Source organism: Weissella confusa, from assembly GCA_041871065.1.
Lineage (GTDB): Bacteria > Bacillota > Bacilli > Lactobacillales > Lactobacillaceae > Weissella > Weissella confusa_A.
In genome coordinates this window covers 2,064,997-2,089,818 of record CP168942.1, presented here as the reverse complement: position 1 = coordinate 2,089,818, position 24,822 = coordinate 2,064,997, and the positions used below count along the sequence as shown (strand labels likewise).

Below are 24,822 nucleotides of genomic sequence, written 5' to 3'. Positions count from 1 at the left end.
ATAAAATAGAGATGTCGAAAAGGAGGGGCTTGGCGATGCAACATGAAGAAAGAATTGCGGTCACGCAAACAAAGAAGTCTTTGGGGAAAGATGTGCCAGAGAAGCCTTTTAAGGGCTATGAAGAAACTTGCTTTGGACCATATTCTGATTTAATTACCGACTTCGGTAGTTACGGTTGGCGATAGTAAACAATGCCTCGGACGAAAATTCCGGGGCATTTTTGTTGCAGGGGCTTAACGCGAATCTGTATACTTTGCGTTAACGAAAAACAGTGGCAAACCCACACCCGAGAGAGTATAGGTGAAGGATTTGAAAAAGTGGCAAGTGGCCGGATTGGTCGGACTATCATTGGCGTTGGGGGGACTCGCTGTTGATGGAAAAGACGGAATCGTTAGTGGCTTTACAAGCGGCATCAATCAAAGTGGTGTCGTGATCAAGTATGTCGATGTGCGTACTGGGAAAGAAATTGCACCGCAGGGTAATGCAAGTATTCGTCCTGGTGAGCAGCAAACCTTGGTGCCGATTGATATTCCGGGTTATACAACACCCGCATCAGTTACGCAGACCATCAAGAGTCATACGTTAATTACATTTAAATATGTCCCTGAAACATATTCGGTCACGTTGCGCTATGTAGACGCAGATAACAATGATGTCGTGGCAACGAAAACTTATGATGCAACCTATGGGGCAAAGTTGATTATTCCGTCATTTTCACAAGACGGCTATCGCATGTCGCGTGGCGATACATTGACGGTTAAGAAGTCACAAACTATTACGTACAAGTTGGATCGCGCACCGGGGTCATCTTCGGTTCATAGCGAGCAATCTGATTTGGCGGGTAACCAACCAGGACAAGTATTGTCAGACCGGACGTTGGATTCACTACAAGACTATGCGCTGGATGCATTGAATAGCTATCGTGCGCATTATGATGTGAGTCAGGTATCGGCATCTTCAGTGGCGCTGAATTTGGCAAAGCAAGAAAGTCGTTGGGCGTTGGAGAATCCGAGTGATTTTGCGACTGACCCACACGGCAATTTCAATAATTTGTTCCAGACGTTACCAACGTTTAAGATGACGGATGGCAAGTTGAAGTACTACAACCAAGGTTCTGAGGAAACGAATGGTGATGGGTCAACGATTCAGCACATTACGGACGTTGATTACGGTGCCGATGTTGATCAGAAGGATAATTTGACCTTTGGCAACGTGCCGGGCTCTTCAAGTAACGTTTGGACGCTAGCTGATTTGACGAGCGAAAAGCAGTTGAAGTTGTTGGCGGCTGATTTGGTGAAGCAATTTGGTGATGATGGCCAACCGGCAGGGTACGACAATACGACTGCTGCGCAACAAGGCGCCTCACACAAGATTGGCTTGATGACGGAGCAAACGCATAATTCGGCGGGGCCAATTGAAGTTGGTTTTTCGGTTTATGCTAATCCGGATGGTACGTTGCGCGGTTATGTAGAAGTTCTAACGCCAACATTGATTGATAATGAGTAAAAAATACCGCACCTGAAAATAAATTCAGGTGCGGTATTTGCTTATAGTTCAAAATCGTCGGTCATTTCCAACTTGATTGGGGCGTGGTCTTGGCGCGCACCGGTGTCGATGACGCTGAAGTTAGCCAATTGCTCGTTCAAACGAGTTGATGTGAGGTAGTAATCAATACGCCAACCAGAATTGTTGATCTTTGACGTCTTCGAAATCTGAGCCCACCACGTGTAAACGCCGGCGAGGTCAGGGTTTAAGTGACGGAAGACATCAGTGAAGCCGGCATCCAACAAGGCGCTGAACTTCGACCGTTCTTCATCAGTAAAGCCGGCACTCTTGTGGTTCGTCTTATGGTTCTTCAAGTCGATTTCTTGGTGGGCGACGTTGAAGTCACCAGAGAAGATAACCGGCTTCTTGGCGTCCAAAGCTGAAACGTATGCACGGTAGGCATCATCCCAAGCTTGGCGTTCATCAAGACGGGCCAACTCACTACCTGAATTTGGCGTATAAACCGTTGATACGTATACGTTAGGGAACTCGAGGGTGATAATACGTCCTTCGATGTCCATGTCGCCAGGAGCGCCAATTTCAGGCATCTCAACGGCAATTGGCTCCGACTTTGAAAGCATCATCGTTCCAGAATAACCTGAGCGACCTGTGCTCATACGTAGGTAGCGGTGGTAGCCTGGGAAAAGTTCATCCAACGCAGCCGCCTGCTTCTTTGTTAAACCAGTTGGCTTCAACTTTGTTTCTTGGATTGCAAGTACGTCCGGTTGCTCAGCGGCGATATCTTGCAACACTTGCCAAGTCATTTCGCCACGCGCTGATTTGTGTTCAACGGCCGCGTTAACGCTATCAATATTCCATGAGATGAACTTCATTTCAGGCACCTATCCTTCTTTTCTGTTTAATTCCATTGTATCGAAAATTGGGGTGCCTGTCAGATTACAATCTTGACCAGAATATGACAATTCCTTTGCAAGGCATTTGAGTCAGTTGTATGATTAATAACTGTGGATAGGAGGAGATGCAACATGGAAACGCCGATTTTGCAGGTTTCGAATATTAATAAGTCGTTCGGCCGTGTGCGGGCGTTGCGTGATGTATCTTTTGCTGTAACGCGTGGCACAATCATTGGTTTGGTTGGTCCGAATGGCGCTGGTAAGTCAACGACAATGAAGGTGGTTACTGGCGTAACGGCGCCGGATGTTGGCGAAGTGCAGGTGGCTGGTGAAACGGTCACGATGCAACAACGACAGGCGCTGGTTAAGGTTGGCGCATTGATTGAGAATCCTGGTCTTTATTCATACATGACAGGTTGGGATAACTTGAAGTTGTATGCGGACGTCGCGGGGACACCTGACGACAAAATTAGTGAGATTGTGACGCAGCTTGGTTTAGCTGAGTTTATTAATAAAAAAGTGAAGACCTATGCGTGGGGGATGAAGCAACGCGTTGGGGTGGCGTTAGCGATGGTTAATGATCCAGACCTCTTGTTGCTTGATGAACCGTTGAATGGGATGGATCCGGTTAGCGTTGCCGAAGTTAAGTCTGTTTTGCGTGAGTGGCGTGATGCTGGCAAAACGATTTTGGTTTCATCGCACACCGTCCGTGATTTAGAAGGTTTGGTTGACGATTATATCTTTATTGATCGTGGTGAAGTCATTTCGCGTGATGAAATTTTGACGGCCGCTGACGGTAAGGTGGATCCAGACTTAGAAGAGATGTTTGCGGATGTGATTGCGCGCCGTAAGCAACAAGGGGTTGCTGATGTTGATTAAGTTGGAATTGCAGAAGTTTTTCAAAAAGACATCGACCTGGGTGATGCCGCTGACAATATTCGGACTTGGTTTATTGTTGGCCCTCGCGAATGCGTTGGATCATTCTGAAACGGTCAAATTGCTCGTGAATCAAGAATTCACAGGGACGTTGGCGTTGGTGACTGATTTGATGTTACTTGGGGTCGCGGGTCGCGTGATTACGTCTGAGTTTACGTTTGGCACGATGAAAATGTTGTTTGCGCAACGCTTTACGCGCCAGCAAATCTTCATGGCGAAGTTAGTGACGGTAGCGGTAGCGTTTGTGCTATTGCAAGCGGCGCTGTTTATCACGATGGTGATGATATCATTGTTGTTCGGACACGCCTGGTTGGTTGACCTAAGTAGCTTTGCTGGCTACTTATTCGGTAGCGTCATCAGTTCAATTTTGTTTGTGAGCGTGATGTTTGTAGTCGCCAACCTTATTCGCAATGATTTGTTAGTGGTGGTCATTGGTATTCTGATGATTTTGCTACTCCAAGTAATTGGGGCAGTGGTTGTTGGGCATGGTATTTTGCCACTTGATTATTCGCCACTAGGTGCTTTTTACGTGAGTGCGATGGCGGGGTTGCCGGGTGTGATGGCTGAGTATCAGATGAATGGGTTCTTAGTTGGGCTGGTAACGATTATTTATAGTGGTGTCCTGTACGGCGTCGCGTTGATGCTGTTTAAGCATCGCGAAGTTTAAGATAGACAATGAAAAAGCAGCGATCAGTTATCTGGTCGCTGCTTTATTTGGTATGAAAGAATAAAAAAACACGGAAGTCATACGACTTCCGTGCCTTAAGTGATAGCCCAACAGGGAATCGAACCCTGGATTCCGCGCTGAGAACGCGACGTCTTAACCACTTGACCATTGGGCCATGATGATAAATTTAGCAAGCCTGAGCTTAATAGCCCAACAGGGAATCGAACCCTGGATTCCGCGCTGAGAACGCGACGTCTTAACCACTTGACCATTGGGCCAAAATTATCATCTGTTGTCTTAACAACAATACATAACTATACAGATAACCCACACTAAAGTCAACACTTTTTCGTAAAGTAATTTCAAATAATTAGTATTTCCTTGATGCCTGCGGTCAGTGTAACAAAAATGGTACAATAGTAACAATTAGAAGGCTGTCGATGCCTGATTATCGAGGACAAGCACAACCAGAAAGAGGTTAACAATGTCATTTAATTTGTATCTAGTACGTCACGGGGAAACTTACTTCAATAAATATCAACGTATGCAAGGGTGGGGAAACGCACCTTTGACGGATAAGGGTATTTCAGACGGGTTTGCGGCCGGCGAGCGTTTGAGCAATGTGCGCTTTGATGCGGCTTACTCATCTGACTTGCAACGTGCTATTCATACAGCTGAATTTATTTTGGGACGTAACACGCAAAGTGGTGATTTGAAGACGCCTGAGCAATTGCAACAATTCCGTGAGCAATTCTTCGGTTTCTTCGAAGGACTCCCTAGTGCATCAAGTGCCGAGCAAATTGCTGGTATTATTGGCTTGGAAAACATCACGTCATACGGCGACTTGATGGCGCAATTGACGCAAGACGAAGTAATGGACGCGTTCAAGGAAGCTGATCCAACGCACGACGCTGAAGATGCGGCCACGTTCTGGGCCCGCGCTGAAAACGGGTTGGACATTTTGCGTCAAAACACACGCGATGGGCAAAACGTTTTGTTGGTGGCCCACGGGACAATGATTCGAAACTTGGTTTATAAGTACGACTCACATGAGACGGCTAAGGAAAAGCCATTGAATGGTTCAATTTCAGTTTGGGAAGTCTCAGATGACGACATGAAGTTGAAGGCGTACAACGATACGACAACTAATTGGTAGGAAAGATAATTTATGATAGAAAATGATTTGCATCCAATCCGCAAGGTCGTTCTTGCGGGACTAGATAAGCAAAATGCCGAATTCGATTACGAGATGATTGAGTTGGCCAACTTGGCTGAAGCAAACTATATGGAAGTGGTTGGGACGGTGACCCAAAAGTTGGAACGTCCAAACGCTGCCACGTACTTTGGTAAGGGTAAGGTTGAAGAACTTAAGGAAGCCGTTGAATACTACGAAGCTGACATGGTTGTGACGAACGATGAGTTGTCACCATCACAAATCCGTAACTTGGAATCAGGTACGGGTGCCGGCATTATGGATCGTACGGCGTTGATTTTGGACATTTTCGCATCACGTGCTAAGACGCGTGTGGCGAAGTTGCAAGTTGCCATTGCGCAATTGCAATACCAACTCCCACGTTTGCGTACGTCAATGAACGTGCGTCTTGACCAGCAAACTGGTGGTGGCGGTGGTAGCTTTACTAGCCGTGGTGCTGGTGAAACGAAGTTGGAAATGAACCGTCGTCACATCGAGCACCAAATTTCATTGTTGCGTGCTGAATTGAAGGACGTTGAAGCTGACGATCAAACGCGTCGTGCCCGTCGTGATAAGCAAAGTATCAAGAATGTGGCCTTGGTTGGTTATACCAACGCTGGTAAGTCAACATTCATGAACGGTTTGGTACGTCAATTTGGTGAGAACCAAGAAAAGACAGTTTTCCAAGCCGACATGTTGTTTGCGACTTTGGAGACATCAGTGCGCAAGTTGAACTTGCCTGATAACCAAAGTTTCTTGTTGTCTGATACGGTTGGATTCGTTTCAAAGTTGCCCCACGGTTTGGTGGCAGCCTTCCGTGCGACGCTGGCCGAAGCTGCGCAAGCGGACTTGTTGCTACAAGTGGTCGACTACGCGGATGAAAACTACAAGGAAATGATGTCAACGACGGCTCGTACGTTGAAGGAAATCGGCGTTGGTGATATTCCAATGATTACGATTTACAACAAGGCCGACAAGATTGAAGGTCTATCATTCCCTGACCGTGAAGGTGATACGTTGACGTTGTCAGCGCAAGACGATGCGTCATTGGATCTGTTGGTGAACGTTATTCGCGAACACATCTTTGCGGATCACCAAGAGGTAAAGGTTTTGATTCCGTTCGACCAAGGACAATTGGTGAATGAATTGAATGAAGAAGCATCTGTACACAGCATCGACTATGTGGAAGCTGGTACGATGATGGATGTGACGTTGACGCCAGTGCAAGCTGCGCGTTTTGCAAAATATATTGTTGATTAAGGAGCCCACGAATGGTCCCACTTACATTACTTTCAGTTTTAATTACCGTACTCGCCGGTTACATGATTTGGCGAAACGTTGAAAATGAGCCACGTTCAATGTGGCTTGGAACTTGGACACTGGTGTTCTTGTTCTTCTTGTTGATTTCAATTATGTTGTTGGCCAGCTTCGTCGGTAGTCCGAGCCTACTTGTGATGGCTGGGGTTGTCTTGATGATTATTGCCATCTTTGTGATTGCCTCAATCGTCATTGACCTAGGGGTTGTTTACTACTCATGGCAAATCTGGCGTAAGGAATCACACACGTTGGCTAACTTGTTGTTGCCATTGTTGTTCTTGGCTATGGCTGTCTTCAACATTGTTGACGGCATCATGAACAATGCACCAGCTTGGCTGGATACGTTGTTCACCGCAGCTCGTGTCATGACACTTTACTTCATGGTCGTCTTCTTGATTTTCTTCGTGTCATCAATCGTTTATGGTTGGGCCATGAAGAAGCGTGAGAGTGACTACTATGTTGTCTTGGGTGCTGGCTTGATTGATGGCCACAAGGTTGGTAAGTTGTTGGCTAACCGTATTCAAGCCGCAACCGATGCGGGTAAGCGTCGTTTCGAAAAGGACGGCAAGTACCCAGTCATCGTGTTCTCAGGTGGGCAAGGTGGCGACGAAAAGGTTTCCGAAGCGCAAGCCATGCGTGATTACGCGGTTGAAACGTTTGGTTATCCAGCCGAACAAACACGTTTGGAAGATCAAAGTCGTACTACACGTGAAAACATGCGTTTCTCACGTGATTTGATTAGTAAGGAAACGGGGGTGGTTGAACCATCATTCGAATTCTTTACGAGTGAATACCACGTCTTCCGTGCTGGTTTGCAAGCGCGTGAATTTGGCATTGAAGCGCAAGGTCGTGGTGGTAAGACGCCATTCTACTACCGCATTCCAGCCTTTATTCGTGAATACATTGCTGTCTTGAACATGCACCGTCGTTTGCACATTGCGATTTCAGCACTTGTGATTGGTGTGTCAGTCATTTTGGCGATTGTCACATTATTCGCTAAGTAATATTTCTAGAACCACATCCGGACTATTCGGGTGTGGTTCTTTTGTTAATTCTTTGTAAACTTAATTTACAAAAGGGGTTGCAAGTCTGCTAAAATAGCCTATTGACGAATAGAAATAAATAAGAAATTTGGAGGGAAAATTATGCGATTGTTGAAGCCCTACTTTAAGGGTTACAAACTCGATTTGACGATTGCCGTTTTGACGGTGACCATCATGGCGATTTCAATGTTGCTACAACCAACGTTGCTAACCAACATCGTTCAAGCTATCTCAGACGATAACATGGACAAGGTTAACCAAATTGGGTTGAAGCTATTGGTGATTGCCGGTATCGGGTTGATTGCTGGAATTATTAACACGATTTTTGCGGCCCGTGCCTCACAAGGGATTGCCTCAGATGTTCGTGAAGCGGCTTACCGCAAGATTCAAACGTTCTCATTTGGAAACATCGAGCAATACTCAGTTGGTAACTTGGTGGTTCGTTTGACGAACGACATTACGCAAATTCAAAGTATTTTGATGATGGGTCTACAACCATTGTTGCGTATGCCAATTTTGTTTGTCGGTGGTTTCATTTTGGCCGTACACTCAATTCCCGCTTTGTGGTGGATTATCGTCGTGATGGTCATCTTGGTTGGTGCTGTGTCAGCGGTTGTCATGGGAAACATGGGTAAGCGCTTCGGTATGATTCAAGGTTTGATCGACCGCGTTAACGCCAAGGCTAAGGAAAACTTGCAAGGTGTCCGTGTGGTTAAGTCATTTAACCAAGAAGACAATGAGCAAAAGCGTTTCAATGAAGTTTCTGACGAATTGAACGGTGTTAACTTGCAAATTGGTTACTTGTTCTCAATTATCGTGCCTGCGTTCATGTTTATTGGCCAAGGTTTGATGGTTGTGGCCATCTACTTCGTTGGAAACATGGTTGGTTCTGAGCCAAAGATGTTGGCTCAAATCACTGGATTTACGAATTACTTGATGATCATCATGCAATCTATCATTATCGGTGGAATGATGATGACCTTTGCAGCCCGTGGATTTGTTTCGATGGGTCGTATTCAAGAAATTATGAATACGGAACCTGATTTGCAATACAAGGATGTACCAGAACAAGACTTGTCTGGTGCGGTTGAGTTTGACGATGTGTCATTCACGTACCCTGGGGATGATAAGCCAACGTTGAAGCACATCTCATTTGCGGTGCAACCTGGTGAAATGATTGGTATCGTCGGGGCGACTGGTTCAGGTAAGTCAACGATGGCGCAATTGATTCCACGTTTGTTTGACCCAACCGAAGGAACAGTTAAGGTTGGCGGTGTTGATTTGAAGGATGCCAACGAATCATCATTGCGTAAGACGGTGTCATTCGTTTTGCAACGTGCAACGTTGTTCTCAGGAAAGATTTCTGACAACTTGCGTCAAGGTAAGGCGGATGCTGAAGAGGCTGATATGAAGCGTGCGGCGCAAATCGCGCAAGCTGCTGAATTCGTTGAGCGTTATGAAGACACGTACGAACACGTGGTTGAAGAGCGTTCATCAAACTTCTCTGGTGGTCAAAAGCAACGTTTGTCAATTGCCCGTGGTGTGATTGGCGACCCTAAGATTTTGATTTTGGATGATTCAACGTCTGCATTGGACGCGAAGTCAGAAAAGTTGGTTAAGGAAGCCCTTGATCATGATTTGCAAGATACGACGACCTTTATCATTGCGGAAAAGATTTCTTCAGTGATTAACGCCGACCGTATTTTGGTTTTGGAAGATGGTGAATTGGTTGCGGAAGGTGCCCACAAGGACCTTGTTGAGACATCACCTATCTACCAAGAGATTTACAAGACACAAAAGGCGCAGGAGGCATAAAAGATGAAGAATATTACTGAATCAATTCGTTTCTTTGCGCACTACTTCAAGCGTTACTGGATGGGGATGATTGCCATCCTCGTGTTCACGATTTTCGCAACGTGGGCGCAAGTTAAGGCGCCGGTTTACATGGGACGTTCAATTACGGAATTGTCAAAGTACTTGATGGTGAAGTTGAACCCAATGACGGCTAGCCAAGCAAGTTTGCATGACTTCCACCATGCCTTGCTATTGTTCTTCGGTTTTGTGTTGTTGATGCTAACTGGTTTGTTCATCAATGCCTTCATTCAAGCTATCGTGTCATCTAACTCAGTTAATGACATGCGTAAGGGCTTGTTTGGCAAGATGCAACGTATGACGGTACGTTACTTTGATTCTCACCAAGACGGTGAAATTTTGTCACGTTTCACGTCTGACTTGGATAACATCTTTAATGCAATGAACCAAGCCATTTTCCAATTGTTCTCACAAATTGCGATGTTGATTGGTGTGGTTTGGATGATGTTTAACGAAAGCCCTAAGATGGCGTGGGTGACGATTGCCTCAACACCCGTTGCGGTTATCTTGGCTGCGTTGATCATTGTGCAAGCCAAGAAGTACGTGGATGCTCAACAAGCTGAAGTGGGACACTTGAACGGATACATCAACGAGCAAATCAACGGTGAAAAGGTGATTATCACCAACGGATTGCAAGAAGAGTCGATCCGTGGCTTCATCGAGCACAACAACAAGGTGCGTAAGGCAACGACGCTTGGTCAAGCTTGGTCTGGTGTGTTGTTCCCATTGATGCAAGGAATGGGCTTGTTCAACTTGGCTATCGTAATCTTCTACGGTGCCACGCAAGCTTTGAACGGTGACTTGGCTTCACGCGCGGCTGGTTTGGGATTGATTGTGACGTTCGTTTCGTTCTCACAACAGTACTACCAACCAATCACGCAAATCACGTCAACGTACAACATGTTGCAATTGGCCATGACTGGTGCGCACCGTTTGAACGAAGTGTTCGCGCAAGACGATGAAATCAACCCTAAGGACGGCGTGAAGTTCACGGGCGTTAAGGACAAGATTTTGTTGGATGACGTGCACTTTGGTTACAACTCTGAGCGCGAGATTTTGCACGGTATCAACATTGAAGTGGATAAGGGACAAATGGTGGCCTTGGTTGGACCAACTGGTTCAGGTAAGACGACGGTTATGAACTTGTTGAACCGCTTCTATGACGTGACGGATGGTGCGGTTAAGTTTGACGGCGTTGACGTACGCGACATGGACTTGAAGTCTTTGCGTGATAACGTTGGTATCGTATTGCAAGACTCTGTTTTGTTCACGGGTACGATTCGTGACAACATCACGTTCGGTAAGCCTGATGCAACGGATGAAGAGATGATTGATGCGGCTAAGCAAGCTAACATTCACGACTTCATCATGACGTTGGAAGATGGCTATGATACCCAAGTGTCTGATGAAAACTCAGTCTTCTCAACGGGTCAAAAGCAATTGTTGTCAATCGCACGTACGATTTTGACGGCGCCTGACTTGTTGATCTTGGACGAGGCAACGTCAAACGTTGATACGGTGACGGAAGCTAAGATTCAAAAGGCGATGGATAACGTGATTGCGGGACGTACAAGTTTCGTGATTGCCCACCGTTTGAAGACGATTTTGAATGCCGATAAGATTGTCGTGTTGCGTGACGGAAACGTTATCGAACACGGTAGCCACGCGGAATTGTTGGCGCAAGGCGGCTTCTACGCTGAGTTGTACAACAACCAAATGGTATTTGAATAAGCAATAGAACAAAAGACGTCGACTAGCAATTATGCCGGTCGACGTCTTTTGTGTATTCTCTAGGTGAGAAGTTGCGTTAGCCCCTCTTACATTTATTCATTATAAAAAGTAAATGAGGGTCAAAACGTGCAAGAAAAATGAATAATTTGTGAATTGACGTCATTCTGTAATGGAAAATTCAAACTTCAAGGCAAGTGGCAAAGTTTCTTCATAACGTTTCTAAAAGTCGTTACGGCTCCTACAAACTGTTGCACCATTTTGTCGGTATTCTAAGAGAGTCCAACAGAAGGTGGGATGGACCACACTGTTTATGAGAGAAAAAATACAGATTTAGGGAGTACGTCTATGACAAAAAGTGGAGGCTTTTCAATTAAGAAGCGTCACCGCAAGTTAGGCGCTTTGATTGGTTTGGCAGCTCTGGCTGTGCCGTTTGCCGCCAATCTGGGTACCTTGGGAGACGCGATTCATGCGGTCACTGGACCGCAGAACGTGTATGAGAGCAAGTTGCTGAATGTCAAACTAGAGACATCACAGGACAAAGCAAAGACCACGTGGGATTTGGAGTTTGATCGATCAGATATGTCTGTCAGTGAGCAGACAGTTAAGTTCAAACTTGATTTGGAAAAGGCTGGGTTAACCGATGCCGAGATTGCTGTTAAGGATGGCGACAAGTTGGGCGAGCCGCTAGACATGCGCGAAGGAATCGTGGATGCCATTCTGAAGACACAATCAACGCATTTGATTTTGACAGCTATCAGTTCTAATGAAGATAAGCACGACATTACGTTGCAGGTTACTGAATTGGGATTGTATAACGAAGAAAACGGTGAGAACTTGTTGCCAGCCGATAATCGTTCAGTCGATTTGACGATGGCGTTTGAGCAAGTTGCTGAAATTGCTAAGGAATCATCATCTGAGACAGTGACTGAAGCGGTTGCTAAGGAAGAGAAGAAGTCTGAAAAGACAGCAGAAGTTAAGGAAGAAAAGACAGCCGGTAAGGAAGTTAAGGTTGCACCGATTCCCAATTCACCTAACGGATTGGTAACGGGAACTGATCCAGCGGTAACTTTGAATAACAGTTTGCAAAATTCTGTTGTTCCAGATACGGACATTCAATCTGTGTACATTGACACAGCGGCACGAACAACTGCTGGTACAGATGGAAATACAAATCCGAATAACTTCCAAATTTGGTCAAACCGTACTATTGCGAATGATGCATATCACACAAACGGAGAGACATATTTTAATAATAACTACGGTGTAAATATTTATGCCAAGTTCAACGAGACGGCAGGAAAGATTGACGCGGGAAATCCTAACCCGGATCCAACGTATGTGCGTTCTCACTACCACTCACAATACGAAATGGTAGCTGGAGGTGGCAGTGCAAACGAATCATCATATATGATTGAATTCCGCGATACTGCTGCAATGTCTGGTGCGGCGTTTACAATCGTGTATGACAATGTCGGTGAGTATATTAATGCGAATGGTGATCGTGTGACGATGGGTGCAACGATGTCTATTGGAAACATTGTGCCAGTTACACAACAACACAATCAAATTGGACAACAAAGATTTATTGATATTCCAAATAACTTGTATTCAGGCTTGTTATATCAAGGAATCGACTCACTTGATATCCAATTACAATTCTATGAAGTGACGACATCAGCGTCTGGTAGCACGTTTACGCGTTTGATTGACGTAGATAGTGCAGTTGGGGCGTCGATGACATTTGACTCATTGAACAACTTCGGAGATGGTTCAGGAGGATTCCTTTGGACTGAAACTGGAAGCACCCAAATTAATTCATCAACGTATGCTGAGTCTGTTGATAAGCTTAGCTCAATTGGTGCAAATCCAACTAGGACAGATCGTGACACTGCCGTAGCTGGAAAGGACTCACAAGGTCGCACAGTTATGAAGCAAGATAGCAACGGCAAGTGGTTCTCACAAGGTCACGGTAATTATACGAATGATAATTACAGTTTTCCTAACTGGCGTGACAAGATTGGTGACACAACGTTCCCTTTTGGAGCGTTGAGTTACCCAATTACTGGAAAGCAATTCACGTTCCGTTTGTATACTGGAACGGGTAACACTTGGCAAACAATGACTTTGGCATCTATTAACCCATTGCAATTGGAAGCACCTCGTAAGATGGTTACAGACGATCAATTGGAGACGACTGATCCAAATGCCATGAATTACAATAATGCGGTTGGTCAATTGAATTCTGCCAATGGCAATGCAGATGTCCAAGCGGCAATTACGGAGGCTCGAGCATCATTCCCAGCATACGACCCTAATTCAGGAGAGTATAAGTCATACGCTGATTATGTTGCCGCTCGTGAGACGGCTGTGAACGCTGCAATTACGAAGGTTACTGAAGAAAAGAACATTCAGTACGGTAATATGTTCGGAAACAACTTGGCAACGAAGAATACGCAAACGATTGGTGATGTCATTTACTTCAATTATGATTATTGGGTAATGCAACCAACTTACCGTATTGGAACGGATTCAATTGCTAAGCCAACTGAATTGGTCATGACGGATACGTTGGATGCAGGTGTTACATTGCGTCATAATGATGCAAGTAATATGACAACGTTTACGCCCAGTGATATTGTGGTGTACAACACTAATGGTTCAGCATTTACGTATGGAACGGATTACACGGTAAAGCTAGAGTCTGTGAAGGGTTCTGACGATAAGCAGCATCAAAAGATTACGGTCGAATTTACAACGACTGGGCGAGATCGCATGGACTTCGATGGTAATAACTTGGCTTGGAATTTGAATGTTCACGTACCAGCTACTGAAGTTCTTGAAAACAAGCAAGAAAAGATTTGGTACAACACTGCGAAAGTTATGACAGGTATCAATGACCCTGAGGGAATTGATACTAACCGTGTCAACGTACATTTGCTACCACTTCATGACAATGACTTGGTGTTGCACAAGATTGATGATCTTGGTAACCAAGTTAACCGAGCAACTTTTGAATTGAAGCAAACGTACAAGATGACGGGATGGGCTAATGATGAGCCTGTCTTTGAAAAGCTTGATACGCCAGTTGAGGTAACAGGGACGTCATCATCAAATGGTTCTACTTGGACATTTAATGATCTTCAAATCGGAAAGTATGAATTGACTGAAACGGGAGTTCCAGGTGGTTATACGAATGATAACGGTGTCATTCACTTTACGGTGACGGAGCACTTGCAAGGCGATGGTAAGACGTATATTCACACGATGAGTGGCGATTCTGATGCCGACAAGGCTGCTTTGATTGGTTTGCAACAAGCAGACGGTGATCAGTGGACTGCGTCAATCAAGAATCCGCGTGTACCAACGCAATTCAAGTTGAACAAGGTTGATAGCGATAACGATCCTTTGGCTGGTGCTAAGTTTGAATACGCATTGCAAACAGATGCTGTGGCGTATGCAGAAAACCCATCATTGCCAAATCCTTGGGTTGAGATGACTGAGGGTGCTAATGGCGTTCATACGATTGCGGCAGATGCAAAGTTGGAGTTCAATAAGACGTATGTTGTTCGTGAGACAAAGTCTCCAGATGGATATGCAATGAAGGATGATTTCTATTTCATTGTCGTACCACAAAATACGTACACGGATCCAGCTTTTGACTATGCAGATATCTTGAACAACTTGAATGGTACTTCTGCAAATACGAATGCACCAGTTAACTTCTTGCAAGTTAATGAAGGCGGTTCATACTTGAAGTGGTTGCCAGCAGCGGAGGATACTTCAACTAATCCTCACACTTGGGTCGGAGACTTCGTTGTTGCTAACGATGCTAAGCCAATCTTCCCTCGTGTTGGAGGAACGGGAATTCAAGCATACATTGGTGCTGGTTTGATCGTTATGTTGATCGCCGGTGGGGCGGCTTGGTACATCAAGCGCCGTCAAAACCAATAATTTTGATACACATATTTTGAAATAGACGTGCTTGATAGCCGGTTGTGAACAGAAATGTTCGCAGCCGGCTTTTCTGTTGCGTTTTTGGACATAAACCCGTCGATAAATTCCAAGAGTCTTTAATTGACAGCCACATAGATTTTGTATCTTGTCCGTAATATAGGATAAGTAGAAAATGGAAGGATACGGCAGTGATGACAAGACGCATGCGAAAATTTAATACCCGATTTAGTGTGCTGATTTTGTTGGTTCCGTTATTACTAAATCTCGTTATCTTTAGCAAGGCTGTATACGCGGAGGCAAAGAATACGTTGATCAGTGAGCTACCAGTGAAGATTGATAACGGGCTGCTAGATGCGATTGAAGATACTGGTAAAGTGTCGTTGCCGGATGTCGTAGGTGCGGGTGAGGATAATCCGACGTTAACTGGTGAAGGTGAGTTGGAGCCAACAACGCCAATGAAGCCGGCCGTGCTGAAGAGTGTCGCTGGAACGATTTATGATTACTTCGACTACGAAGGTGTGCCATTTGTGATTAAAGTTTCGCAACGTCGTGCCTTTATGGATTACGAGATTACGTTCGACAAAGTAGAAGATAACTTTCAAAAGTTTGGTACTGATAAGGAAGCTGGGGTATTCCCGGTTGAATTTGGCGTTGATGGTGATCGTGTTGGAAGTGTAGAAAGCATTACGCTTAATGACAAGCTAATTGAGTTGGATGATAAGAATCGTTATCGGGTTGATGCGCGAACTGAAAAGCAAGTCTTCAAGTTTACGCTACGACCACCTGCTAACAAGAAATATGGTTTGATGATTGTGTCGCCGGTACGTGAGGAAACCTATTCAGATGGACACGAAAACGTGTATATTCCACGTGAAATCCACATGGGTGTGCTTTTTTATCCATTTGCGAGTGATTGGGAGCACGATGATCAAAAGATGACGGTGTACGACGAGCAAGATGAGCGTGCGACGTTGGCGCGACCAGACGATTTGATTCCGACTGAAACGTTGAAGGGTTACAGCGCGACGATTAAGGCTGATGCGTATTCTGACCCAAGCAAGATGAAAGTTTATCTGAACCAAGATGCGATTGATGATGATTATTTGGTCATTGAGGAACGTTTGAACTCAGACAAGCGTAGTAACTTGGCAAACATGTGGGGTGAAACATGGTGGAACTCAGAAGAAAATGACCACGGGTTGTACTACTACGAGAAGTTTAACGAGCAGTCGCCGGGTAAGAATTACTCAGTGATGATTTCCGTGATTGAGATGGTTGCGAGTCGTGCAAAACGTGGTGAAATTACGATTTACTACCCATACGTCGGCACGTACAAAACCAAGCACGTGGATGATAATGGCGATGTGAAATGGACAACGCATTTGATGGGTGCCTACGTGACGTTGTCAGACTTCATTCCGGGCTTCATTGGCGGTCATACTGGCGGAACGGGTGATTCGGCCGATCCGTATTTGAACCTATCGAATAATTTGTATTCGGGGTTGTTGTACAACAAACTCTCGGATTTCCAAGTTGAATTCCAGTATGTTGATTTTGAAAACAAGCATTTGATTGACGTGCAAAAGACGGATAAGAAGATATCATATCTGACGTTTGCGTCATTGAATGCTAACCGGAAGACGAACCCGTGGGGACCTGATGCAGCCATCGAAAAGCGTTATGACTATGCGGAAGGTGTCGGCTGGGCAGGTGCAAGCGAAAACAAGGGTGTGACCGTTGAAGGTGCGACCATCACTTACCACAAAGACAAGTACATCGGGACGACTGACGCGGCTAGCCAATGGGAGACCGGTAATGACATCTGGCAGGATTATTTGAACGGTGAAAATTTTGAACGTTCGGCTGTGTCATTTGTCCTCGAGGGTACATCGGCGAAAGTGCGCATGGGTTCGTTGACCAACGGTGTTTGGGGCGCGTTCTTGAGTTCAAGTATCTCCGTACCGAATGACGAGGAATTCTCATTCGATATTGATACCACTGTTGGGACGCGTGATAAGCCATCGGTGAATAAATTCGTCCACAAGGATACGAATGATTTGAATGGCAAAACGCTTGAAGATGCGACGAAGCCATTCTGGTATTGGACATACCCAACGACTTATGCGAACGGTGAAGATTACTTGCTATCACCAAGTGCGGTTGAAGCAACGGTTAATTTGCCGAAGGTCGGTGGTGATGCGGTGATTTTGGCCGGTGCCTTAAAGAATAGCGTGAAGGTCTACAATACGGCGGGAACGAGTGACGACACGACAACCGGTACCCGTGCTGAAATGGTATACGGCACCGACTATGAGGTGACGGTGAACGATCGTAAGGTTAAGGTGACGTTGACCAAGGAAGGCGTACGTAAGTTGATGTTTAACGGCTCAGACTGGGCAGTCGGGGTTAACGTACGTCATTCGGTTGCGGAATATTTGACTGATGCAACCTACACCCAACAAGCCGCGGTTTCATATACGTTCAATAACGTGTTGTGGAACCGTACGCAGCAATCAAACGTGGTGAGCCACCAACGTAAGGGAAAGGAGGAAGCGCCTGCTGAAGAGAAGCAGATTTCCTTTGCGGTTAAGAATACGAACCGTGCCGGTGACCTAACGTTGCTGGGTGGTGAATTCGAACTGTTTGATGAGTCTGGTAAGCAATTGGCTAAGCAAAATTCAGGTAGTCACACGACATTGTGGACAGGTTTAGCAGATGGCAAAACCTATACGTTGCGCCAAACTGGTGTTGCCCACGGTTATTGGATTGATGAAAATGAGTATCAAGTTCATGTGACAGACGGTATTGTGACAACGGATTTGCCGACAAGCAAGCATCGTGCTGCGACAGATGTGCATGAGGTTCTTTTTGCCAATGAAGTTAACGGCGTCGTGTTCCGCAAGTTTGCCTTCGGGGATGACCCTGATAAGCCGCTTGCTGGTTCTACTTATCGATTGACGCGTGTCAGTTCAGGTCACGGCCGTGAGTTTACGACCCGTGAATCAGGCCAAACGTTGCCTGGATTGAGTCAGGGGCTTTATACGTTAGAAGAAGTTGAAGCACCGGCTGGGTTTGAAGTTGATCCAAAGGTCTACTGTTTTGAAGTTACAGCGGGCGGTATTAACGGCGAGCCGGCGGAAATGTCGGTGGATTGTGTGCCACTGGGTGACAAGCTGAAGTTCGACACCGGACGTGGTGAATGGTTGGTAGACCTACCGACGAAAAAGATGAAGTCGATCTTCCCACGTGTTGGTGGACCAGGCGTCCGAATCTTTTGGGTTGTGCCAGGCGTGCTATTGCTTATTAGTGGCGGCATGGCTTACCGCCAACGTCGACGATAGAAATAGTTATTGAGATGCGTAGTGATACGCATCTTTTTTTATATGGCAAACAAATAGCGCCGGCTCCAAACGGAACCGGCGCTACATGCGAAATTACTGACTGCTCTGGCTGGGAACCGACCAATCAGCTTGAAACCCTTGTCGTATAGGCGTTTTAAGTATTGAATTCTATTCACTCCCCCAGTTACTCCCCCAGTTACTCCCCCAGTTGTCGTTAAAAGCTGACTAACTGAGTGAAAATATCGGCCGTCTTTGATCGCATTTCATCTGTGACGGTAGCATAAATTGCTAAGGTAGTTTTTACGTCATCGTGTCCAACTTGTGACTGCAAAGTCTTAATATCCATGCCAGCTTGAACTGCAAGTGTGATATATGTGTGCCGTAACCCGTGAATGTTAATTTGAGGGACGTCCGTATCACGTATGGCTGATAGTAGCCACGAACGTGGTTGATTGCCTGAAATACGATTATCAAGTCGCTGGTTGGTCCAAACAATGCCATTGGCAGATATACCACGTTTCATCATTTGTTGTCCTTGAATAGCCCGCCAGTGTCTTAGGATGCCGGCGGTTTTTTTGTCTAACATAACCTTGCGATTGCCCGCCTTTGTTTTAGGTGGGTTAATAACGACACCATGGCCAGTTGTTTCGCTAGTGGTCTTGCTAACGATAATATGTGGCTCATTGCCATCTAAATGAATATCGGACCATTCAAGCGCACGAACCTCACCATTGCGCATCCCCGTAAATGCTAACAAACGGAGATAGGCGTACTTGTGATAGTTGATAGCATTATCATACTTGTCTTGTACAGCTTGCATGAATGATTGGAGTTGCTGGCGATCGTAAAATTCAACTCGATATGACCTATCAGGCTTTGACACTGCCGTAGGGTATCGAACGTCATTAAGCGGGTTACTTTCTAGCAGTTCATAAGATACAGCAATATCTAATGCTTTTCTGAAGTGATCCACTTTGCGTTTGTACGATGAGAACTGGCCAGCTAACCAATTAATCCAGCGTTGTAATTCAACTTTGGATAGTTTGGCCACTTTAACGTTATCGAACCATTTAGGCGTGAGTACGTACATTTCAAATGAGCGGGCCACCTTGCTTGTGGTTGATAGCCTTTTACCGCGCACGTATTCTTGCAGATACATATCAACAAGTTCATTAACGGTTAAGTCAGTCGTGACACCGTCAAATTTGCCGGCGTCAGCATCCAATGTTGCTTGCCGTTCCCAATGCTTTGCTAGTGTTTTAGTTTCAAATTTAGTTTTTGTCTTTTCACGGCGCTTGCCCTGTTTGTCCGTCCAACGGATACGCACGGAGTAGGTGCCGTTTTTTTGTTTCGTAATACTCATAGTTAAGCCTTTCCATGCGAGCAGCCAACTCTATGTATGGCATTAAGGTTTGAGTATGTGAAGAGGTGGCCGAATTTTCGGCGGGCCTCAATTTTTAAGGTATCGTCAAAATTAACGAACCCCCATTTGGTTGGCGCAATATTGCGCAGACCCCTGATTAGCAATGCCTGCTAATTATCCCAGAATCATTTGAACTAACAACAAAACTACCACGATGACGGCCAAAGTTCCTTGCTTGAAGAAAATTGACTTGTTTCCTGATGAGAAACTTCCGTATAATGCCACCAAAATAATGTATAGCATAATGGCAAACAAGCTATTGTTGTAATTTTGCGTAAAAATCAACAAATAAAGTATTCCAACGCCAATAAGACCGTTATAAATACCTTGATTTTTAAGTAGAGTGTTTACCTTTTCATTTTGAAGATCATCTTTTGACATTCTGAAAGTTTCAGCAGTGCGAGATGAAGTTGTTGCGAATGTTTCCAAATACATAATGAAAAAGAACTCCAAAGCAACTAGTACACTTAAAATAGCGATTAGAATATTCATTATTTAATTCTCCTTCAGCTTTTAACGTCGATCCTTTCTGGACGTTTCATCAGTCGTAAATAATTTCCTTTACAATGCCTTCGAAATAACTGGGTAGGTTGAAAATATCAATAAAGTGTTCCCAATTTCTGCATTCAAGTGGCGTATCGCGGTAGACAAAGTCAGAAATCAGTCGGATCGCGTTCTTGTTGGCAATCTTTTCTTCAGTCTTTCTGAACAACAATGAAAAAGGGTAGTACTGTTCGCCATTAGGATCGCCGTAAATGGCATGGGCCAGTTCGTGAGCTAGTCCAAATTCATAAGTTGCCTTTGTTTCATTCGGATTCATAAATATCTTGTTGAACACGCGGACGTACATATGTGTACCTGAAGTGGATAACATATCCTCAACGTCAATATCGTGTCGGCGGGCAAGGCTAAGTAGGTAGTCTCTCAACTCTCTCAATTCATCGGTCAAATTACTTACCACCTTGTTGATTGTTGCGTGACATCTCTTTAGCCATGTTATATAGGAGCATCCTCTGGTCGTCTGTTAATTCGGCACCACCAAACATCACAGGGTTAACCTGCTTCAAAACTTCCTCTAAATCATTGGGTAGTTCTGGTTCTGTGCTGGTAGGGTGCATCTCATCAGTGTTACCTAATAGGTAGTCTACTGATACGCCGAGGACGTCCGCAACGGCTTTAAGCGTGGGGTATTTTGGTTCAACTCCTTGGTTGTACCTGTATAGAGCATTTTCTGACAGGCCTGCATTTTTGGCCACCGTCTTCAGGTTCATTCCTCTTGCTTTTGCAACTTCTTTTATTCGTTCAAATACAGTCATATCAATCGGTTCCTTCAACTAATAGGGTAGCTGACGAAAAAATTACACAAAATTAACACAAACACTTGTATTAATTTACACTACGTGCAATAATGAATTCATCAAGTAATTGAGCAACAAAAAAACAGACCTAAAATAATCAATGCTTTGGCGAGCGAATGTTGATATACAGGCGTTTATTGTGCTTTTTTTGTATGCCTTTATATTACACCTTGTGTAAATAATGTGCAATAACTTGTGTAAACAATCAACAACATAAAAGGAGACGCAAAATGACAGAACTAGAAATTGCAGCAAAGAAGACTAAGGAAAAATTTGATATTGCACGTATTAAAAGTGGTTTGGGGTACAAAGATGTGGCAGCAATGCTAAACGTTAAGCCACAACAATTCTCAAGGGCTTTAACAGGGACGCAACCGCGTGATATTCAAATTCAAAAGGCAGCAGCACGTATTTACAACATTGAAATTTAAAGACAAAAAAACACCACAGCGAGCAGGCCGTGGTGTCAGATAACTATAAGGAAGGTAATTATACCATGGATGAATTGGTAATGTACGGCACACCAGCAGAAGGTGTTTATACAACAAGTGAAATTGTGGCGAAGTATACGGGTGTATCTGTTGAACACGTCCGACACCTAACTAACAAGTATCACGATGAATTAGAACGATTTGGAGTTTTGGTTTTTGAAAACCCAAAACTAGGAGAGACCGGAAGACCACAAAAGCTTTGGCACTATAACGAACAGCAAGCAACTTTGCTTATCACATTTATGCGTAATACACCGGCAGTCATTGAGTTTAAGAGCGATCTAGTGGAGGCGTTCTATTCACAACGTGAGGAACTAGCACATAAGACAATTGCCCTTGCCAACATTAAGCCAGTGAATAAATCCATTAGTGAAGTGGTCCATGATAGTTGGCCAGATAACCCGCATATGTATTCAACGATCCATAACTTAGCGTTAAAAGTTGTCACGGGCAAGAATGCAAAGCAACTCAAGACAACGTTTGATGTAACTGATGCAAAAGAGGCGTTGAACTCAACGCAGTTGGAACATTTGGAACGTGTTAAAGAGTTGATGAAGCAGCTTATTTTGAACGGGTACAGCTACCAAGAGATTAAGGCAACGGTATTAAAGGAACGAGGTGTGGTTAATGCTTAATCAATGGCACGTTTTATTACCGATGTTTTGGTTGCTGACTGGCTTAGGTGGGTTAGCGTGGGTAATTTCAATTATCACAGATTTTTACTGGGGCGCATTGGTGATTGAAGAAGTAGACGATTAACGATGTGACCTCGGCAAGTCTGAAAACTACCACAGTATCTAGTAACGCATGGGGATGCATCCCCAATACAAAAGAAAGATGGTTTTGATTATGAATAAGTATGACTACACGGCGAAGAAGCACCCAGCACTACAAACGGAACGGTATGTACCTGTAACGGTCAATGTACCTGATAAGTACGATTTAGTGGGGACTGTGTCTGAATTGTTGACGGCAATGCACGCAGTAGACATGGAGACGGTAGAAGGTGATGCCGTTGAGACAGTCGAGCGAAGCCCAATGGTAACGGATGCATGGGTCCGCCTAACAATGGCTATTGAAGAATTGGCCAAAGATATGGGGACAGAAGCAACGTTTGATTTCGTACCGGCTAGTCAACAACCTAATGACCCAATGGGGCTATATGACGCAACTGGAAAGCTATATAAGGCGATTGAGAGTAAAGACATTGAGAAGGCGCTAACACACGTTAAGTACATGGAAGAAATTGCCCGTACTTATGCAGACCCACGCTGCGCTGCACACGATCCTTTTAACTTGTTTGAATTAACCGAGAAGTTGAACGGTGCCATCGATGCAGAGGACAAGAGCCAAGCAAATGATGTACTAGCAGAATTGGCCGAAAAGGTGCAAGACGGCTTGAAACGTGCCAAGGCAGACCGAGAGTTTAACGAAAACAACTAAACACAGACGCCACAGGGCTCACTGGTGGCGTCATACATACACAACAAACTAATTAAAGGACAACTTTATTAGTTATTGCCGTGCCAGCGCCTTGTATGTGGTGGCTGGTGTACATAACGTGACCCAAGCAAGTCCTTAAACTGCCCAGTGGACAGTCTTTGTGTTTATCAAAAATAAACCGAATGCGAGCAGCCAACTCACCACAAAGAAAAACGACTAGTAACCTGTGCCGACCAAAGCCCGTTACTAATCGTTACCACGCACCCAAAAGAAAGGACACGGTTTTATTTATGAATGCTACCAGTATACCAGATATTGAGAGCTTAGTTGCGGCGCTAGACCGGCTAACCGCAGCAGTCATGGCGCCAGAGAAAAGCCCATGGTTATCTAAGATTAAGGCTTATAACTATTTGGATGTGTCGCCTAAGACCTTTCAAAAATTGATAGATAAAGGCGTGATTAAGCCACATTCACTGTTTGAATTTGGAGTAGCCCGGGAATTATTTAATCAATCAGAATTAGATGAAGCCATAAAGCGATTATAAGGAGGTGATGGGATGAAAGGACTAGACAACGCCACAATTAGACTGGTGGCAAGTGATGTGAATGATTTGATTAAGGAAAGTGGGCACAGTCAACTAGCCGTTATTGCAACGAGTGGGGTGGCTTTGACCTTGCAAGCACTTATTAGTGCAAAAACGGCTGACGAGTTGCCATATATGGTGACAAGCAATGTACGTAGTCTATTGCGTGAATTGAATAAGTCGAAGATGAGTTCAGATTTTGAATTAGGTTTCATGTTGGCAGTATCAGTAGCTGCACAAGCTATTACAGAAACAGATCTAACCCAGTATACGAAGAAACATGTACTTGAAGTAATAAACGCTAAGTTAGGTGATTTGAAAGGAGTGGACACAGATGAGTGAAGAAACATTAACGGAACAGCTTGAGCAGTTGGTGGCAATGTTGCCAGAAGGCGCAGAGAAGCCCGTAAGTATCTCTGAAATTGCGACACGCCTAAATACCAACAAACGTACAATCACGGCATGGGTGGCGTTCCTGATTAACCATAAGGGTGTACCAATTGGTAGCCGACGCAGTGCGCCGAGTGGGTACTACCTGATTACCAGTGATGAAGAACGAAACAATGCGATTGCCCCACTCGCGGCCCAAGCATTGGAGGAGTTGAAGCGTGCTGAAAAGTTGCGGTCAATTGACTTGCATACGTGGCGTAATAATTTCAACGATAACAAAAAAAGCAACCACAGGCGTTCCGTTGAACACGCGTAGTTGCTTTGTACCTTACTCACGGCGAAGTTTCCCGACCGATACCGTGAACACTCTCAAAAACAAAAGGAGATTTCTATACATTATGGAACAATCGACAAAAACGTGCAAGCTGGCAGATATATTGGATGAAGCTGAACAACGAAGCGCAGCATTAGCTGGATTGGCTGATGTTGTATCTGACTTAAGCGAAGATGAAGGATCAGTAATCGTTACTGTTAATTCAAGTAAAGAAACATTTGAGTTAGCCAACAACAGTTTAAACAACTACCGAAAAATAAGTGGCGTCTCATTATCATTGCTAATACTGGCTAACGACGTTTTAAAGCTAACTAGTGAAGCAAATATGTCTGCTGAATAGGTGGAAT

General features: G+C 44.7%; 24 protein-coding genes and 2 tRNA genes. 19 read left to right on the top strand and 7 right to left on the bottom strand.

Annotated elements, in window-relative coordinates; all coding sequences use genetic code 11:
- Positions 1–35 precede the first annotated feature (35 nt).
- Together ACAW68_10220 and ACAW68_10215 are read left to right on the top strand one after the other, a co-directional pair.
- On the top strand, positions 36–185 hold the full coding sequence (locus tag ACAW68_10220; protein XGA15814.1) for a hypothetical protein: 150 nt from the start codon (positions 36–38) through the stop codon (positions 183–185).
- A gap of 115 nt (positions 186–300) precedes the next feature.
- Positions 301–1,506: a MucBP domain-containing protein gene (locus ACAW68_10215; protein ID XGA15813.1), complete on the top strand. Its 1,206-nt coding sequence runs from the start codon at positions 301–303 to the stop codon at positions 1,504–1,506.
- A 41-nt stretch (positions 1,507–1,547) separates the two neighbouring features.
- Here ACAW68_10215 and ACAW68_10210 read toward each other — a convergent pair whose 3' ends face one another.
- Positions 1,548–2,378, bottom strand: coding sequence for an exodeoxyribonuclease III (locus tag ACAW68_10210; protein ID XGA17031.1), 831 nt, complete (start codon positions 2,376–2,378; stop codon positions 1,548–1,550).
- A gap of 153 nt (positions 2,379–2,531) precedes the next feature.
- Between ACAW68_10210 and ACAW68_10205 the strand changes: the two genes are divergently transcribed.
- Complete coding sequence (locus ACAW68_10205; protein XGA15812.1) at positions 2,532–3,278, top strand: ABC transporter ATP-binding protein; 747 nt, start codon at positions 2,532–2,534, stop codon at positions 3,276–3,278.
- Entirely contained in the window at positions 3,268–4,002 is a 735-nt protein-coding gene (locus ACAW68_10200) for an ABC transporter permease (GenBank protein XGA15811.1), read from the top strand. Before ACAW68_10205 ends, ACAW68_10200 begins: the two co-directional genes overlap by 11 nt.
- 103 nt (positions 4,003–4,105) lie before the next feature.
- On the opposite strand, the gene ACAW68_10195 is transcribed toward ACAW68_10200, so the two are convergent.
- Both ACAW68_10195 and ACAW68_10190 read right to left on the bottom strand, forming a co-directional pair.
- Positions 4,106–4,177, bottom strand: a tRNA-Glu gene (locus tag ACAW68_10195).
- Between the two features lie 31 nt (positions 4,178–4,208).
- Positions 4,209–4,280 (bottom strand) — tRNA-Glu (locus tag ACAW68_10190).
- A gap of 206 nt (positions 4,281–4,486) precedes the next feature.
- On the opposite strand from ACAW68_10190, the gene ACAW68_10185 reads away from it, so the two are divergent.
- The 7 genes from ACAW68_10185 (at position 4,487) to ACAW68_10155 (ending at position 18,452) form a co-directional block, all read left to right on the top strand.
- The gene (locus tag ACAW68_10185; GenBank protein ID XGA15810.1) at positions 4,487–5,158 is read left to right on the top strand and encodes a histidine phosphatase family protein; all 672 of its coding nucleotides are present in this window, start codon (positions 4,487–4,489) and stop codon (positions 5,156–5,158) included.
- 12 nt (positions 5,159–5,170) lie between these two features.
- Positions 5,171–6,454, top strand: coding sequence for a GTPase HflX (gene hflX, locus ACAW68_10180; GenBank protein ID XGA15809.1), 1,284 nt, complete (start codon positions 5,171–5,173; stop codon positions 6,452–6,454).
- Between the two features lie 11 nt (positions 6,455–6,465).
- On the top strand, positions 6,466–7,515 hold the full coding sequence (locus ACAW68_10175) for a YdcF family protein (GenBank protein XGA15808.1): 1,050 nt from the start codon (positions 6,466–6,468) through the stop codon (positions 7,513–7,515).
- A gap of 141 nt (positions 7,516–7,656) precedes the next feature.
- Positions 7,657–9,369 carry an ABC transporter ATP-binding protein gene (locus ACAW68_10170; protein ID XGA15807.1) on the top strand — a complete coding sequence of 571 codons (1,713 nt, stop codon included), beginning with the start codon at positions 7,657–7,659 and terminating at the stop codon, positions 9,367–9,369.
- 3 nt (positions 9,370–9,372) lie between these two features.
- Positions 9,373–11,157: an ABC transporter ATP-binding protein gene (locus tag ACAW68_10165; GenBank protein ID XGA15806.1), complete on the top strand. Its 1,785-nt coding sequence runs from the start codon at positions 9,373–9,375 to the stop codon at positions 11,155–11,157.
- Between the two features lie 345 nt (positions 11,158–11,502).
- The gene (locus ACAW68_10160) at positions 11,503–15,108 is read left to right on the top strand and encodes a SpaA isopeptide-forming pilin-related protein (GenBank protein ID XGA15805.1); all 3,606 of its coding nucleotides are present in this window, start codon (positions 11,503–11,505) and stop codon (positions 15,106–15,108) included.
- A 194-nt stretch (positions 15,109–15,302) separates the two neighbouring features.
- A complete protein-coding gene (locus ACAW68_10155; GenBank protein XGA15804.1) occupies positions 15,303–18,452 on the top strand; it encodes a SpaA isopeptide-forming pilin-related protein in 3,150 nt (1,049 codons plus the stop codon).
- A 214-nt stretch (positions 18,453–18,666) separates the two neighbouring features.
- Here the strand turns inward: ACAW68_10155 and ACAW68_10150 are convergent, their stop codons facing one another.
- From ACAW68_10150 to ACAW68_10135, 4 genes are all read right to left on the bottom strand, one after another.
- Positions 18,667–19,815 (bottom strand): tyrosine-type recombinase/integrase, encoded by a 1,149-nt coding sequence (locus tag ACAW68_10150; protein ID XGA15803.1) that lies wholly within the window; start codon positions 19,813–19,815, stop codon positions 18,667–18,669.
- Positions 19,816–19,989: 174 nt separating this feature from the next.
- Positions 19,990–20,367 carry a DUF1304 domain-containing protein gene (locus ACAW68_10145; protein ID XGA15802.1) on the bottom strand — a complete coding sequence of 126 codons (378 nt, stop codon included), beginning with the start codon at positions 20,365–20,367 and terminating at the stop codon, positions 19,990–19,992.
- 49 nt (positions 20,368–20,416) lie between these two features.
- Positions 20,417–20,824, bottom strand: coding sequence for an ImmA/IrrE family metallo-endopeptidase (locus ACAW68_10140; GenBank protein ID XGA15801.1), 408 nt, complete (start codon positions 20,822–20,824; stop codon positions 20,417–20,419).
- Position 20,825: 1 nt separating this feature from the next.
- On the bottom strand, positions 20,826–21,191 hold the full coding sequence (locus ACAW68_10135) for a helix-turn-helix domain-containing protein (protein XGA15800.1): 366 nt from the start codon (positions 21,189–21,191) through the stop codon (positions 20,826–20,828).
- Positions 21,192–21,463: 272 nt separating this feature from the next.
- On the opposite strand from ACAW68_10135, the gene ACAW68_10130 reads away from it, so the two are divergent.
- The 8 genes from ACAW68_10130 (at position 21,464) to ACAW68_10095 (ending at position 24,815) form a co-directional block, all read left to right on the top strand.
- Positions 21,464–21,664: a helix-turn-helix domain-containing protein gene (locus ACAW68_10130; GenBank protein XGA15799.1), complete on the top strand. Its 201-nt coding sequence runs from the start codon at positions 21,464–21,466 to the stop codon at positions 21,662–21,664.
- A gap of 65 nt (positions 21,665–21,729) precedes the next feature.
- A complete protein-coding gene (locus ACAW68_10125) occupies positions 21,730–22,359 on the top strand; it encodes a Rha family transcriptional regulator (GenBank protein XGA15798.1) in 630 nt (209 codons plus the stop codon).
- Positions 22,352–22,483: a hypothetical protein gene (locus ACAW68_10120; protein ID XGA15797.1), complete on the top strand. Its 132-nt coding sequence runs from the start codon at positions 22,352–22,354 to the stop codon at positions 22,481–22,483. The genes ACAW68_10125 and ACAW68_10120 overlap by 8 nt, the downstream gene beginning before the upstream one ends.
- Positions 22,484–22,573: 90 nt before the next feature.
- Complete coding sequence (locus ACAW68_10115) at positions 22,574–23,167, top strand: hypothetical protein (protein XGA15796.1); 594 nt, start codon at positions 22,574–22,576, stop codon at positions 23,165–23,167.
- Between the two features lie 290 nt (positions 23,168–23,457).
- Entirely contained in the window at positions 23,458–23,712 is a 255-nt protein-coding gene (locus tag ACAW68_10110) for a hypothetical protein (protein XGA15795.1), read from the top strand.
- 12 nt (positions 23,713–23,724) lie between these two features.
- The gene (locus ACAW68_10105; GenBank protein ID XGA15794.1) at positions 23,725–24,093 is read left to right on the top strand and encodes a hypothetical protein; all 369 of its coding nucleotides are present in this window, start codon (positions 23,725–23,727) and stop codon (positions 24,091–24,093) included.
- Complete coding sequence (locus ACAW68_10100) at positions 24,086–24,457, top strand: HTH domain-containing protein (GenBank protein XGA15793.1); 372 nt, start codon at positions 24,086–24,088, stop codon at positions 24,455–24,457. Before ACAW68_10105 ends, ACAW68_10100 begins: the two co-directional genes overlap by 8 nt.
- An 82-nt stretch (positions 24,458–24,539) precedes the next feature.
- Entirely contained in the window at positions 24,540–24,815 is a 276-nt protein-coding gene (locus tag ACAW68_10095; protein ID XGA15792.1) for a hypothetical protein, read from the top strand.
- Positions 24,816–24,822 lie beyond the last annotated feature (7 nt).

Coding starts and splice junctions, on each gene's coding strand:
- ACAW68_10170 (XGA15807.1), top strand. CDS start 7,657: ATGCGATTGTTGAAGCCCTACTTTAAGGGTTACAAACTCGATTTGACG.
- ACAW68_10155 (XGA15804.1), top strand. CDS start 15,303: ATGACAAGACGCATGCGAAAATTTAATACCCGATTTAGTGTGCTGATT.
- ACAW68_10220 (XGA15814.1), top strand. CDS start 36: ATGCAACATGAAGAAAGAATTGCGGTCACGCAAACAAAGAAGTCTTTG.
- ACAW68_10185 (XGA15810.1), top strand. CDS start 4,487: ATGTCATTTAATTTGTATCTAGTACGTCACGGGGAAACTTACTTCAAT.
- hflX (XGA15809.1), top strand. CDS start 5,171: ATGATAGAAAATGATTTGCATCCAATCCGCAAGGTCGTTCTTGCGGGA.
- ACAW68_10160 (XGA15805.1), top strand. CDS start 11,503: ATGACAAAAAGTGGAGGCTTTTCAATTAAGAAGCGTCACCGCAAGTTA.
- ACAW68_10150 (XGA15803.1), bottom strand. CDS start 19,815: ATGAGTATTACGAAACAAAAAAACGGCACCTACTCCGTGCGTATCCGT.
- ACAW68_10165 (XGA15806.1), top strand. CDS start 9,373: ATGAAGAATATTACTGAATCAATTCGTTTCTTTGCGCACTACTTCAAG.
- ACAW68_10115 (XGA15796.1), top strand. CDS start 22,574: ATGAATAAGTATGACTACACGGCGAAGAAGCACCCAGCACTACAAACG.
- ACAW68_10205 (XGA15812.1), top strand. CDS start 2,532: ATGGAAACGCCGATTTTGCAGGTTTCGAATATTAATAAGTCGTTCGGC.
- ACAW68_10200 (XGA15811.1), top strand. CDS start 3,268: ATGTTGATTAAGTTGGAATTGCAGAAGTTTTTCAAAAAGACATCGACC.
- ACAW68_10175 (XGA15808.1), top strand. CDS start 6,466: ATGGTCCCACTTACATTACTTTCAGTTTTAATTACCGTACTCGCCGGT.
- ACAW68_10110 (XGA15795.1), top strand. CDS start 23,458: ATGAATGCTACCAGTATACCAGATATTGAGAGCTTAGTTGCGGCGCTA.
- ACAW68_10095 (XGA15792.1), top strand. CDS start 24,540: ATGGAACAATCGACAAAAACGTGCAAGCTGGCAGATATATTGGATGAA.
- ACAW68_10210 (XGA17031.1), bottom strand. CDS start 2,378: ATGAAGTTCATCTCATGGAATATTGATAGCGTTAACGCGGCCGTTGAA.
- ACAW68_10145 (XGA15802.1), bottom strand. CDS start 20,367: ATGAATATTCTAATCGCTATTTTAAGTGTACTAGTTGCTTTGGAGTTC.
- ACAW68_10125 (XGA15798.1), top strand. CDS start 21,730: ATGGATGAATTGGTAATGTACGGCACACCAGCAGAAGGTGTTTATACA.
- ACAW68_10100 (XGA15793.1), top strand. CDS start 24,086: ATGAGTGAAGAAACATTAACGGAACAGCTTGAGCAGTTGGTGGCAATG.
- ACAW68_10105 (XGA15794.1), top strand. CDS start 23,725: ATGAAAGGACTAGACAACGCCACAATTAGACTGGTGGCAAGTGATGTG.
- ACAW68_10135 (XGA15800.1), bottom strand. CDS start 21,191: ATGACTGTATTTGAACGAATAAAAGAAGTTGCAAAAGCAAGAGGAATG.
- ACAW68_10130 (XGA15799.1), top strand. CDS start 21,464: ATGACAGAACTAGAAATTGCAGCAAAGAAGACTAAGGAAAAATTTGAT.
- ACAW68_10120 (XGA15797.1), top strand. CDS start 22,352: ATGCTTAATCAATGGCACGTTTTATTACCGATGTTTTGGTTGCTGACT.